Here is a 13,164-nt window from a genome sequence, read left to right on the forward strand (position 1 = left end):
AGAAAAATCATAGAGAAAGATTTAGATAATATTGAACACTTTGTCGAAAGGTGGCATGAAATGCATGAACCTTTAGTAACTACATGGGAAGAACACCTGATTGAAGGCAAATAGTAAAATTTAATAATTTATAAAAAGTACTTGCGCTAACCACACCTTTACGGCAGCTGCGCCACCGCAAAGCCCAACCGTTACTGCATATCTAAATAGTAAGCCTTAGCCATACCAGGAGTAGCATACTTTAGGCGCCTAAACACTATATGAAATCTACAAAACTCATCTTCCTTTTTGTACTCTTGGCATTTCAAGGCTTTGGACAGAGTCTTCAACAAGAGATTGACCCGCTTTTTTATGGTAAAGATGGGTTAAAAGCTAAGTTGCCAACAGTAGGCATCAGTATTGGTGTTACTCAGGGAAACGAGACTCGTTACTTTTCTTTTGGTGACAGATATGTAAATGGAGGAACACCTGTAGACAGTAACACTGTATTTGAAATCGGTTCTGCGACTAAAACATTTACAGCATTACTCCTGGCATATGAAATTGCGAGTGGCCGTGTCGCTGCAGATGATTTTATGGACACACTGGTGCCCAAAAACATAAAACTAGATGATGCTATCAAAAACAAAGTCAGGCTTACAGACCTCGCCTCACAACAATCAGGATTGCCCAACATCAGTAGCGATAGTTACATAGCTGAACTGTTTAAGAAAGACAGCCTCCAGCCATTCAGCCTAGTGGACAAGGCCTATATGTATGACGTGCTGACCAAAACAACCAAATTAGAGAACCATGGGAAGTATAAATACAATAACTATGCATTCTCCTTATTAGGCTTACTTATAGCAAATAAAGAGAAGTCTGACTACGAAACGGTATTGAAAAAAAGGATTTTAACTCCCTTAAAAATGAGACACACTACCGTAGGGAAAGTCAGATCTTCAAATACGGCAGGGAGGTATGACAGCAAAGGACATCCTAAAGATTATATAATCACTAACGCGATAGCACCTGCGGGTGCCTTAAAGTCAAACGCTGTTGATTTAATGAAATACCTGAAGCGGCACATCCAACCAACCAACAACAAAATGGGAGAAGCAATCAAGCTGACTCATCAGCAATACTATAAAGACAGCGACATGGAGCTTGGCTTGGGGTGGAGTATAATACAAAAAGGCACCAATAAGTTCTATGGCAAGAGTGGAGATACTTTTGGCAACTCTTCTTTGTTAGTATTTGATAAAGCAAACAAAATAGGTATTGTCGTTTTATCTAATCACCAGAATTCTGAACTGGTAGAAATGATTTTTGATAAAGTATATGAAAGCCTTTTACGGCAAAAAATCTAACAACCAATAAGTTAGTAGTGCAAAGCTAGCCATTACTGCAGCAACAAACCAGCTCGAACCACAGCTAAACAGTAGCCAAATTTTCTGCTGCCGAAATCGCATTTCTTCCGGTCGCTCTGTCTCATGGAATGCCTCCTAGGGATCACCCTCCGGCCACTACGTAGCAAGTTGGTTATATTTAAAAATTTTCTTTTGCACCTCCAACTTATACTTCTCTCCTCTCCCCGAACATTCGCACGGCTTCACAAGTATGAAGTAGAGGCTTTTGTTATACCTGAAAGTATGGCAGGCCGATAACATACTTCATTCATCTAAAAGCACAGGGTTTATGGCTAAATTAAACGGGAAAGTAGCACTGATCACCGGTTCAGATTCCGGTATCGGGCAGGCAACGGCAATCGCATTTGCCAGGGAGGGCGCAGATGTTGTGGTTACCTACCACTCCGATAAGGAGGGAGCCGAAAAAACACGCCAGGAAGTAGAAAAACTTAACCGAAAGGGCATTGTGCTGCAGGTAGACGTAAGTGATGAGCAATCAGTGGAAAAGATGTTCAATCAGGCCCTTAGCGAATTCAAAACTATAGATATACTGGTAAACAATGCTGCAGTAAATGGCTCGGGTATAAACGTAGCCGATATGAATACGGAAACCTTCGACAGAACCATCCGCACCAATCTGTACGGCACGTTCTTCTGCTCGCGCCGCTTTATCAGGGATCGCCGGAAGGCTGGTGGCAAGGGCAAGATCATCAATGTATCTTCTGTGCACGAAGAGATCGTATCGGCGGGCACAGCTGATTACTGCGCATCAAAAGCCGGCATCCGCAACCTTACCCGCACGCTGGCGCTGGAACTGGCCGAAGACGGCATTAACGTCAACAACATCTGCCCCGGCATGATACTGACGCCCATGAACCAGGAGGCTGTGGATGACAAAGAAGTACGGGAAGAAAAATCCGAACACATACCCATGAAGCGGCCCGGCAAGCCGGAAGAGATCGCCAATGTTGCTGTGTTCCTGGCATCTTCCGACTCAGATTACGTGACCGGCTCCAGCTACTTTATGGATGGCGGCTTATCGCTACATCTGGGGCAAGGGGCGTAATACAACTGAAGCTATACCTCCTGTTGCTGGTTTAGCAGCGCAGACGCCTGCTCAAAGCTGCTTTCCGGAAAAAACTCGCTGCTGATCTTAAGTATGGCAAAGAGGTGGTTTTTCAGAGAGGCTTCGTTTATACTTTCTCCTTTCAGCGCGTCCTGTGCCAGGTGCAGCGATAGGTCTGCCAGGAGCAGCCTCCGCTTCTCTTCCCATTCCGGTGTGCCTTTGTATACCGGTGTTTCAGGGTAAAAAGTCTCTACTTTCGTGTGTGCCGCATCTACCAGCTTCAGCACCTCTTTTCGGTTGTGGCTATTCATACTTCAGGCTTAAGCTAATACTTGCGGTGGCGTACTCTCCTGCATTGGCTTCTCTTCAGTCTGCCAGTTCTTATTGCGCAGCAACAGGAACACGATCGGGAAAAGGAGCGCTGTAACCAGCAGGCTGATGTATTCATATTGCACCCCTTCGGTTACATTCTCCAGCTTCCAGATTCCCTGCCCGTCGAAACCGGACATCATACGGTACATCACATTACTGCCCCAGTGTATGCCAATCGTCATCCAGATAGAGCCCGTCTTCAGCACCGTGTAAGCCAGCGAAATGCCCAACACAGCTGAAAAAACCAGGTTCATCACATCTATACCTTCGTTCCAGGAATCGTCCAAAGCATAAAGCACCGTGGCAAGTATAAGGTACCAGCGCAACAGGTTTTCTTTTTTACAGAAAGCAAAGCTGTATCCCCGGATCATCAGGTCGTTTATAGCCGATGAAAAGAACATACCGAGCAGTGCCAGCGCAAGCATTGGGTATATGAAACCGGCATCCATCATGCCTGCTACCTCAAACTTACCCATACTGTAAAACACCAGGTTCTTGAGGCCCCAGATGCCAAAGCCAAGTATAAAACCGATCAACAGATTCCAGCCCCAGCCCCGGTGCAACTGCATCCCAAACGACTGCAGCCCTTTCAGCCGGAGCACATACCTGCCCAGCAAAAAAGCCACTACAAAGAAACCGACTGCCCAGCCCAGCCAGGGAAGCGGACTCAGTTGAAACAGTTTCGGGATCAGGTTGGCGTACAGGTTCAAATGTATAAACCCGGATATCCACAGGATAAGGGCAATCTTATTTTTCATAGTCTTCCATAGTATATCAGGAAACGTGCAAAATACTATAACTTTTTTAACATAATCTATAAACTTTCGTTATTATTTATAGGGAATCTTTCTATGTATAAAAATATCTGTCTATGGAAAGGGGAAATATAATTTATGCGGCAGGCCTACTACTTTTAGCACTCCTATGTGGTTGTGACGAGGCCAGGACGAGTGGGGCAGTTACGGAGGCAAACATAGTCCAAACAAAACAGGCCACTCCAACAGCATCGCAGCAAGGCGGGGATATGGGGAAAAAGCCCTGGGTAATTGACATAGAACAGGCAACTTTAAACAACCCGAACTACCGCCAGGTACAGTGGACAGGCGAACACTTGCAAATGGTGCTTATGTCGCTAAAGGCAGGTGAGGAAATAGACCTGGAGTTACATGGAGATGTGGACCAGTTTCTACGAATTGAGCAAGGCCAGGCGCAGGTACGCGTAGGGAAAACAAAAGATAACCTGAGCTTTGACAAAAAGGTGTCTGAGAACTGGGCAATACTTATCCCCTCCGGCCATTGGCACCATATAAAGAACATAGGCAAAGAGGAGCTCAAATTATACACCATCTATGCTCCTGCACAGCACCCGGCAGGCAGGATACAAAAGACATACAAAGAAGCCAAGGAAGTTGATTAAACCTTTTGGCTGATCATCAGAAAGCATCAGTTATTAAAAGCAACGCCCTCTCCGGTCTTTAAGCCAGAGAGGGCGTTTATACTTTATACTTTATACTTCTGCTTAAACCTTACTCTACAGAGCTAACTTCAGCGGTGCGCTCGATCTTTTTAACAAGACCCTGCAACACTTTACCCGGGCCACACTCCACAAAATGCGTGGCACCATCGGCCACCATCTGCTGCACCGACTGTGTCCAGCGTACCGGAGCCGTAAGCTGCTTGATCAGGTTTTCTTTTATCTCAGCCGGATCGGTATGCGGTTTGGCATCCACGTTCTGGTAGATCGGGCAAATGCCCTTACTGAAGGTTGTTTCGTTGATGGCTTTTGCCAATTCTTCTTCAGCCGGCTTCATCAGCGGTGAGTGGAACGCGCCACCAACCGGAAGCGGCAAGGCACGCTTGGCACCGGCTTCTTTCATTTTCTCGCAGGCAATTTCGATGCCTTTGTTAGAGCCTGAAATTACCAGCTGGCCCGGGCAGTTATAGTTAGCCGCCACTACAATTTCGCCTTCTACCGAAGCACATACTTCTTCTACTTTTGCATCTTCCAGGCCAAGTATAGCCGCCATCGTGGATGGGTTGGCTTCACAGGCTGCCTGCATCGCCAGCGCTCTTTTGGACACCAGTCTAAGACCATCCTCAAAGCTCAATACTTTGCTGGCCACCAGCGCTGAAAACTCGCCTAGTGAGTGACCGGCTACCATATCCGGATTGAAATCCTTGGCTACCGCTGCCTGCGCCACAGAGTGCAGGAAAATAGCCGGTTGTGTTACTTTTGTCTGCTTCAGCTCCTCTTCGGTGCCGTTGAACATGATCTCGGTGATGTTGAAACCCAGGATCTCATTTGCCTTATCAAACAGCTGACGTGCCACTTCGTGTTGCTCGTACAGGTCTTTGCCCATACCCACAAACTGAGAACCCTGTCCCGGGAAAACGTATGCCTTCATTCGTTGTTCGTTATTAGTTATTCGTTTCTTTTATCCTCAACTTAATTGCTGCATTGTTAAATAGTTAAATTGTTGGTTGTTGAAAGACTAACATCAGCCTATACCTGTTTGAGTAGTTTCAAAAGTATGGCTGAACCATTTTACTGTACATACCTATACCTCAAACCTGCTCTTAAAACAGGAAAGCCGGAACATGGCCAATTGCCGATGAGACTACTAAACCCCACGAACAATTATACAATCAACAATCAAACAATTTACCTTAAAACGCTACAAACCGGGCCCGTTCCTCAGGGCTTGGCAGCATGCAGGCCTCGGTGCGGCCGGCTATGCGGTAGCGGTGCTTCGCGATAAAGCGGTACACAAAGTTGCGGAAAGATAAGGGAATAAACCTGAAATAGTAAAGCACCGCCCACGGAAAGTTGAGGTGACGGGCAATGCGGAGGGCGGCTTCGGACTCGGTGTAGAGCCGGCCGTTTTCGTAAAAAAGGATGGAATCAGGCAGCGGATCAGGCAGCTGCTCCTGTGGCACCAGCTTTTCTGCCAGCCCCGATTGCAGGGCTGCAAAGTGCAGGTTTTGCCTTTTGTTATACTTTAAGGCTACCTGTATGCTTGCCTGGCAAAAGCCGCAGGTGCCATCGTAAAACACGATGGGTAACCCCTGCAGCCGCTCCAGATTTTCATGTTTCATCAGCGTACGATCTCAACCCAGCCTTTATACTTGGCTCTTGCCTTGCTTGGGTCTATGGTATAGAATTCAACTTCTGCCTCGTAGTAGTAAATGCCGTCCGTCAGTTGGTTGCCGTCGTTACCTACACCTGGCCAGTTGATGTACAGCGCATCGCCTCCTTCGGTTGCACTCTTATCGTATACTTTCACGCCCCAGCGGTTAAACACGCTAAATTTCATTGATTTGATAAACTTCGACTTCCTGTCCGGACGGAAAACATCGTTCTTACCATCGCCATTTGGTGTGATGATGTTCGGCAGCATGAACGAGATACAGTTGTCTTTGCATACCTCGTTGCTGAAGGCACTTTCCCGGCCGGCCGTGTCGGTGGCCGTTACCACGTAGCAACCTGCAAAAGACTGGAGCCCGCTGTGCGTAAACGTGGTTTCTGTAGTAGTACCCAGCTTTACATACTCGCCCTCCATCGTTGGCCTGAAGTATACCGTGTAAAATTCGATCTGATCGGTGCAGTCGCCGGTTACCTGCGGCACCCAGGTCAGCACGTTCTGGTACGGCGGCTCGGTCGGGTTATTCAGGAATTGGTTACAATCCAGTGGATCTATACTTAGCTCCGGCGCACAAACCACCTTCGGAAGCATCATGCACATTTCCTGGCTGTTGTTGAGCAGTGGCTCCGGCACGCCTTCTACCTGGTAAGTGCCTACAGTCTGCACGTAGTAGCAGTAAGTCAATCCACGTTGCAGTTCCTTGTTTCCGAAGGTGCCCCGATCGGTATACGTGCCGCTTGCAGCAGTTGCGGTCACACTATCGATCAGCACATACCTGAGTTCGTTCTCCAGCTTGCGGTAGATCCTGTGCCTAAACACCTCGTTCTTCCAGGGCACACTGTAGGTCCAGTTCAGCACAAAGGCCTTTTCGTCGTTTGGTGCAGCATCAACCTGCAGGCGCACACTCGATGCCTCGGTGCTGTCGCGCAGCACATCGGCATTGCCTCCCCGCTGCGCTGAGCGGTAGAACTCCAGCCGGTAACGGTAAGCAAGTTCTTCGGTATTCAGTCCGGTATCAACAAAAGTGGTATCGTTCAGGTTCGTGGTATTTTTCACCAACGTGAAAGTACCTCCTGCTCCCTGGCCTTCCTTACGATACAGGCGATAGCGGTACGGCTCCTTCTGCACATCCAGTTTGTTCGGTTTGGTCCATTTTACCGTGATCTGGCCTGCCGTGGTACTGGTTCTGTCTACGGTTACGTTGGTCAGGTAAGGGATATCCTGGTCGATCTGAAGGCAGGCCTCCTGAGAAGCTATACTTTTACCACCTCCGGGCAGCGGGAACTCAGCATAAATGATGTAGCAATAAGACACCCCAGCTGTTAATCCAGCCCCTTTGTTATTATCTGTAAACGATGTTTGGTCTTTCGGCACCTCGCCTACCAGCACGTAGCCTGTTTCTGGCGGTACCCCTGTCTGGCACTTATCCGGCACAAAGTTAGCGCGTCCTTCACGACGGTATATCCGGATTGTGGAGGCATTCTGGCAGATATACTTGTCCCAGGTAACGGTGGCTGTTCGGTCTTCGGCTGTGACTGCCAGGTTTTGCGGCGGCGGCCCTACTACTTTGATGCGGTACGGTTGCAGGTCCACGAGGCGGCCTGTGGCACGGTCAGGCAACGGCGGACGCACGTCCTCGGCCCGGAAAATTACCTGGTAAGGCTGCTCACGCACGTCGGTGCACTGAGTTGGCCAGTTGAAAGTGCCGGCTGCACGGCCTGCTACACGTACAGTCTGCTGGAAAGTGGCCGGCGGGAAGATGCCGCCTGTACCCGGTGCGGTCAGATCGATCAGGTCGCCATCCGGGTCTGTGGCAGATATCACGGTATTTAAGGTTGTTCCAGCTATGATACAGGTATCTTTGGGCACCAGCACCGGCGGCCGGTTATCCGACTCCTTCACAATGATCTGCATGTCGCGCACCACCTGGCTCAGTAGCGCCGCTCCCCCACCCGGGGCCACACGCCACTCCTCTACCACAAAGGCCACGTTATACTCCCCTTTCAGACAGGGCGCATCCCAGGTCAGCTGTCCCGTTCTCGGGTCTATTACAAAAACGGATCCGCCTGAGGCTGTAGAGTTCTGGCAGTTGCTTACCCTTTCCGGGAAAACATAACCGGGCACGTTGGTGATGTTGCCGCCTCCCCCAATGTGCTGGGGTACGCGTAGCTTAAATGCCAAGCTGTCGCCATCAGGATCAAAGGCACCAGGGTTGTGCACCCACTTGCGGCCAACGGCAGCCAGGTCGATCGGCGCTACAGTCAGTACCGGGGTGCTGTTAAAGCCCCGCAGCGGGTTAATGGTAATGGTAGTGGAGATAAAGAAAGAAACCTGGTCGGAAGGAGGTGCGATGTTAACGATGCCGCCGTTCCGGTAAATACCGTTCCAAGACACCGTGTAAGTACCTGCAGCAGCATACGTATAGGTCCATTTATATTCTTCCCGGTCGGTGTTGTTGCCAACAGGAGTTACGGAGAGCCTGTTTACCACAATGGTACGCCCATCGCCCATTGAAATCGTTACCTGTGGGTCGTCAGCCGGCGACTGATCGTTCGTATACATTACCATGGTAAAGAAGAACCGTCGGGGATCGGGGTTCGGGGTGGTATCCCGCTGGGCGGTAATGTCTCCTGCTCTGATGTGTGTAGCCTGTGCCTCAGTAATAGATCCCAACAACAATATCAACACTCCCAGCACGAAACTGTAGGGCAGCAGATACCTCAAGCGTAAACTATTTGGCATAAGCGTAGGGTTTGGCGGTAAACAAAGGTATAATGAAAACAGATATTTTCCTTTTTTATTTTTAACAAAAGGAGGAATAGCAGGTTATCACAAGTATGGTTTTCAGTCCTACGCAGAGCAATTTAGATTGATTCAAAATATGATATTAAAATTGGTTTATATAAGGTCTGAATGTACCTTTGGGCATTAAAAACCGCTTAATTTCTAAAACCTTAACAAATACAGATGAATTGGTTTACTAAAACGTTTTCCAGTACAATCGGCCGTAAACTCGTTATGTCGATCACCGGTCTTTTTCTGTGCTCCTTTCTGGTAGTTCACCTGATTGGTAACCTGCAGCTTTTCAAAGACGATGGTGGCCTTGCATTTAATGTCTACTCAGAGTTCATGGGCCACAACCCGATTATCCGGACCATGGAGATCGTGCTGGTACTCGGCTTCCTGTTCCACATCTACGACGCCTTTGTACTTACACGCCGTAACCAGTCTGCCCGCCCTATCGGGTATGCAAACAGCCACCCGGAAGAGAACAGCAACTGGTCGTCCCGCAACATGGGTCTGCTGGGTACAGTTATCCTGGTTTTCCTCATCATCCACCTTTATAACTTCTTCTGGCGTGCCCGCTTCGGCGAGCTTAGCATCGATGCCGGAGGCAACCCGGACCTGTACATTGTAGTGAAGGAGTCGTTCGGGCTGTGGTGGTATGTGGCCATCTATGTGATCGCCATGATTGCCTTGGCTTACCACCTGATCCACGGTTTCCAGAGCGCTTTCCAGACACTGGGCCTTACGCACAAGAAGTATACTCCATTCATCAAGTCGTTTGGCTATGCATTCTCAGTACTTGTGTGCCTTGGTTTTGCAGCCATGCCACTGTACTTCTTCTTCTTTGAATAATATAAAGCTTCTATAGTTGATATGATATTAGATTCTAAAATCCCGGAAGGCCCTTTAGCGGAGAAATGGGACAAGCATAAATTTAATGTGAAGCTGGTAAACCCGGCTAACAAACGAAAATACGAAGTTATAGTAGTAGGTACGGGCCTTGCCGGTGCCTCTGCCGCAGCAACCCTTGGCGAGCTTGGCTACAACGTAAAAGCTTTCTGCTTCCAGGATTCTCCACGCCGTGCCCACTCTATTGCGGCACAGGGTGGTATCAACGCTGCTAAAAATTACCAGAACGACGGCGACTCTGTTTTCCGTCTGTTTTACGATACCATTAAAGGTGGTGACTACCGTGCCCGTGAGGCAAACGTGTACCGCCTGGCACAGGTGTCTGTCGACATCATCGACCAGTGCGTGGCGCAGGGTGTTCCTTTCGCACGTGAGTACGGTGGCTTGCTTGCCAACCGTTCGTTCGGTGGTGCGCAGGTATCGCGTACGTTCTACGCCCGCGGCCAGACCGGACAGCAGCTGCTTCTGGGTGCATACTCTGCGCTTAATCGTCAGATCGCTTACGGTAAAGTAAAAATGTACCCACGTACCGAAATGCTGGACCTGGTAATGGTAGACGGCAAAGCGCGTGGTATTGTGGTACGCAACCTGATCACAGGTAAGATCGAGTCGCACAGTGCACATGCTGTGGTACTGGCAACCGGTGGTTACGGCAACGTGTTCTTCCTTTCTACCAACGCAATGGGCTCTAACGCTACAGCAGCCTGGAGAGCACACAAGAAAGGTGCTCTGTTCGCTAACCCATGCTTTACACAGATCCACCCTACCTGTATCCCGGTGTCAGGCGAGTACCAGTCTAAGCTAACGCTGATGTCTGAGTCGCTTCGTAACGACGGTCGTGTTTGGGTGCCTAAAACAGTAGAGTTGGCTCAGCGACTGAGAAGAGGCGAAATCGCTATCAACGACATTGCCGAAGAGGATCGTGATTATTACCTGGAGCGTAAATACCCTGCTTTCGGTAACCTGGTGCCGCGCGACGTGGCATCCCGTAACGCGAAGCTGGTGTGCGACGAAGGTCGTGGTGTAGGTGGTTCCGGCCTTGCTGTATACCTTGACTTTGCCGATGCGATTAAACGCGACGGCCAGCCGGCTATTGCCGCCAAGTATGGTAACCTGTTTGAGATGTATGCCAAGATCACAGACGAGAACCCGTACGAAAAGCCAATGCGTATTTATCCTGCCGTTCACTATACCATGGGTGGCCTTTGGGTAGACTACAACCTGATGACCAACATCCCTGGACTGTATGCCACCGGCGAGTGTAACTTCTCTGACCACGGTGCCAACCGCCTGGGTGCTTCTGCCCTGATGCAAGGTCTGGCAGACGGCTATTTCGTTATTCCTTATACTATCGGCGACTACCTGGCGCAGATGCCTTACGCTAAGGTTAGCACCGACCATCCTGCCTTTAAAGAGGCTGAAGAGGCTGTAATTGCTAAAAACCAGCAACTGCTTTCTATTAAAGGTACTCGTACAGTAGACGAATTCCACAAAGCGCTTGGTCTGCTCATGTGGGATTACTGCGGTATGGCACGTAATGCAGAAGGTCTGCAATTTGCAAAGCAGGAAATCCGTAAGCTGCGTGACGAGTTCTGGAGAGATGTGAAAGTAACAGGCGTGAACGAGGAACTGAACATCACCCTTGAGAAAGCGAACCGTGTAGCCGACTTCCTGGAGCTAGGTGAACTGATGGTAGACGATGCCCTGCACAGAAATGAATCGTGCGGTGGTCACTTCCGTGAGGAGTACCAGACACCGGAGAACGAAGCCCTTCGTGACGACGAGAACTTTGCTTATGTAGCAGCCTGGGAGTTTACAGGTGTTGGCAACGAGCCGGTGCTGCACAAGGAAGATCTCAAGTTCGAAAACGTGAAGCTAACACAGCGTAGCTACAAGTAATGAATAATTAAGAATGAGTAATGAACCTGGCAACAGACGATTTAAAATTCTTAATTCGTAATTCTTAATTCGTAATTATAAAAGAAATGGCTGGAAGTCATCCAAATGCTAAACCAATGGATCTCACATTGAAGATTTGGCGCCAAAAAGATAGAAACAGTGCAGGTGCTATGGTAACATACCCTGTTAAAGGTATCTCTCCGGACATGTCGTTCCTGGAGATGCTGGACGTATTAAACGAAGACCTGCTGCTCAGAGGCGATGAGCCGATCGCATTCGACCACGACTGCCGCGAAGGTATCTGTGGTATGTGTAGCTTGTACATCAATGGTCGTGCGCATGGCCCGGAGCGTGGTACTACTACCTGCCAGCTGCACATGCGTCACTTCAAAGACGGCGATACGATCACCATCGAACCATGGAGAGCAGCTGCCTTCCCGGTACACAGAGACCTGGTAGTAGACCGTTCTGCGATGGACCGTATTCAGCAGGCCGGTGGCTACATCTCTGTGAATACAGGTGGTGTGCCGGATGCCAATACCATTCCAATCCCGAAAACGATTGCTGACAAGGCCTTTGATGCGGCTACCTGTATCCAGTGCGGTGCGTGTGTGGCTGCTTGTAAGAACGCCTCTGCTATGCTGTTCCTGAGCGCAAAAGTTTCTCAGCTGGCGATGTTACCACAAGGTAAGGTGGAAGCTAAAACACGTGTAGAGAACATGCTGGCTCAGCATGACGCAGAAGGTTTCGGTGCCTGCTCTAACATAGGTGCCTGTGCTGCAGAGTGCCCTGTAGGTATCTCTCTGGACAACATTGCGATGCTGAACCGAGAGTACATCAGTGCAAAAGCAACCTCAGAGAACGTAGCATAAGTTCTTCTTAACAGATAAGAAAAGGCGAGGCAGCTACTGTACTCGCCTTTTTTATTTTACTTTAGCAATTAGTACACCCTCAACTATACTTACAGAAGTATAAATTAGCGGATAGCAGCCAGACAAATAGTCGTAAACCAAAAACTTAGTCAGCTGTTACAGACAAACGAACGAAACTAAGTATGATTACCATCATAACAGGCACAAACAGGCCTTCTTCTAATTCAAGGGCTGTAGCAAACATCTACAGTGAGTTGCTGCGCAAACGCGGTGTAGCGTCACAGATCCTAGACCTGGCTGATCTACCTGCCGATTTTACTGCGACTGCACTTTATGATAATACCGGTACAAACGAAGCATTTAACAAGCTCAGCAGCCTGATTGCCTCTTCTGATAAGTTTGTATTTATAGTACCAGAGTATAACGGCTCCTTCCCCGGGGTGTTGAAAGCCTTTATCGACGGCTTAGAATATCCAAATACCTTCAAAAACAAAAAGGCAGCACTGGTAGGTCTCTCCTCAGGCGTACAGGGAAGCGGTCTTGCCATGAGCCACTTAACCGATATCTTTAATTACCTGGGCATGCACGTGCTGGCTCTAAAGCCAAGGCTGGCCCAGATCGAGAAAAATCTGAAGGAAGGCACCATCACCAATGAGTTATACCTTGAGCTCCTCAACCAGCAGATCGAGCAGTTTATCACTTTTTAGGTATAGGTGTTACTGCTTATT

Annotated in this window: 12 protein-coding genes; 7 read left to right on the plus strand and 5 right to left on the minus strand. The window is 48.8% G+C overall.

Annotated features, from left to right (window positions below):
• The first annotated feature begins 260 nt into the window (after window positions 1-260).
• Together MJ611_RS00005 and MJ611_RS00010 are read left to right on the plus strand one after the other, a co-directional pair.
• Window positions 261-1,349, plus strand: a complete 1,089-nt coding sequence (locus tag MJ611_RS00005; protein ID WP_250427295.1) for a serine hydrolase domain-containing protein — start codon at window positions 261-263, stop codon at window positions 1,347-1,349.
• Window positions 1,350-1,677: 328 nt separating this feature from the next.
• Window positions 1,678-2,454, plus strand: coding sequence for an SDR family NAD(P)-dependent oxidoreductase (locus MJ611_RS00010; protein WP_250427296.1), 777 nt, complete (start codon window positions 1,678-1,680; stop codon window positions 2,452-2,454).
• Between the two features lie 11 nt (window positions 2,455-2,465).
• Here MJ611_RS00010 and MJ611_RS00015 read toward each other — a convergent pair whose 3' ends face one another.
• Window positions 2,466-2,765 (minus strand): hypothetical protein, encoded by a 300-nt coding sequence (locus MJ611_RS00015; protein WP_250427297.1) that lies wholly within the window; start codon window positions 2,763-2,765, stop codon window positions 2,466-2,468.
• A gap of 9 nt (window positions 2,766-2,774) precedes the next feature.
• Window positions 2,775-3,584, minus strand: a complete 810-nt coding sequence (locus MJ611_RS00020; RefSeq protein WP_250427298.1) for a CPBP family intramembrane glutamic endopeptidase — start codon at window positions 3,582-3,584, stop codon at window positions 2,775-2,777.
• A 266-nt stretch (window positions 3,585-3,850) separates the two neighbouring features.
• Here MJ611_RS00020 and MJ611_RS00025 point away from each other — a divergent pair, with 266 nt between their 5' ends.
• Window positions 3,851-4,243 carry a cupin domain-containing protein gene (locus tag MJ611_RS00025; protein WP_250427299.1) on the plus strand — a complete coding sequence of 131 codons (393 nt, stop codon included), beginning with the start codon at window positions 3,851-3,853 and terminating at the stop codon, window positions 4,241-4,243.
• 109 nt (window positions 4,244-4,352) lie between these two features.
• On the opposite strand, the gene fabD is transcribed toward MJ611_RS00025, so the two are convergent.
• From fabD to MJ611_RS00040, 3 genes are all read right to left on the minus strand, one after another.
• Window positions 4,353-5,231: an ACP S-malonyltransferase gene (fabD, locus tag MJ611_RS00030; protein ID WP_250427300.1), complete on the minus strand. Its 879-nt coding sequence runs from the start codon at window positions 5,229-5,231 to the stop codon at window positions 4,353-4,355.
• A gap of 262 nt (window positions 5,232-5,493) precedes the next feature.
• Entirely contained in the window at window positions 5,494-5,922 is a 429-nt protein-coding gene (locus MJ611_RS00035; RefSeq protein WP_250427301.1) for a thiol-disulfide oxidoreductase DCC family protein, read from the minus strand.
• Complete coding sequence (locus tag MJ611_RS00040; protein WP_250427302.1) at window positions 5,922-8,711, minus strand: T9SS type B sorting domain-containing protein; 2,790 nt, start codon at window positions 8,709-8,711, stop codon at window positions 5,922-5,924. The genes MJ611_RS00035 and MJ611_RS00040 overlap by 1 nt, the downstream gene beginning before the upstream one ends.
• Before the next feature lie 225 nt (window positions 8,712-8,936).
• On the opposite strand from MJ611_RS00040, the gene MJ611_RS00045 reads away from it, so the two are divergent.
• From MJ611_RS00045 to MJ611_RS00060, 4 genes are all read left to right on the plus strand, one after another.
• Complete coding sequence (locus tag MJ611_RS00045; protein ID WP_250427303.1) at window positions 8,937-9,608, plus strand: succinate dehydrogenase cytochrome b subunit; 672 nt, start codon at window positions 8,937-8,939, stop codon at window positions 9,606-9,608.
• Between the two features lie 21 nt (window positions 9,609-9,629).
• The gene (locus MJ611_RS00050; protein WP_250427304.1) at window positions 9,630-11,564 is read left to right on the plus strand and encodes a fumarate reductase/succinate dehydrogenase flavoprotein subunit; all 1,935 of its coding nucleotides are present in this window, start codon (window positions 9,630-9,632) and stop codon (window positions 11,562-11,564) included.
• Window positions 11,565-11,680: 116 nt separating this feature from the next.
• A complete protein-coding gene (locus MJ611_RS00055) occupies window positions 11,681-12,436 on the plus strand; it encodes a succinate dehydrogenase/fumarate reductase iron-sulfur subunit (protein ID WP_250427305.1) in 756 nt (251 codons plus the stop codon).
• A 182-nt stretch (window positions 12,437-12,618) separates the two neighbouring features.
• The gene (locus tag MJ611_RS00060) at window positions 12,619-13,143 is read left to right on the plus strand and encodes an NADPH-dependent FMN reductase (protein WP_250427306.1); all 525 of its coding nucleotides are present in this window, start codon (window positions 12,619-12,621) and stop codon (window positions 13,141-13,143) included.
• Window positions 13,144-13,164: the final 21 nt, after the last annotated feature.

The organism is Pontibacter ruber, from assembly GCF_023630205.1.
In the GTDB taxonomy this organism is placed as follows: domain Bacteria; phylum Bacteroidota; class Bacteroidia; order Cytophagales; family Hymenobacteraceae; genus Pontibacter; species Pontibacter ruber.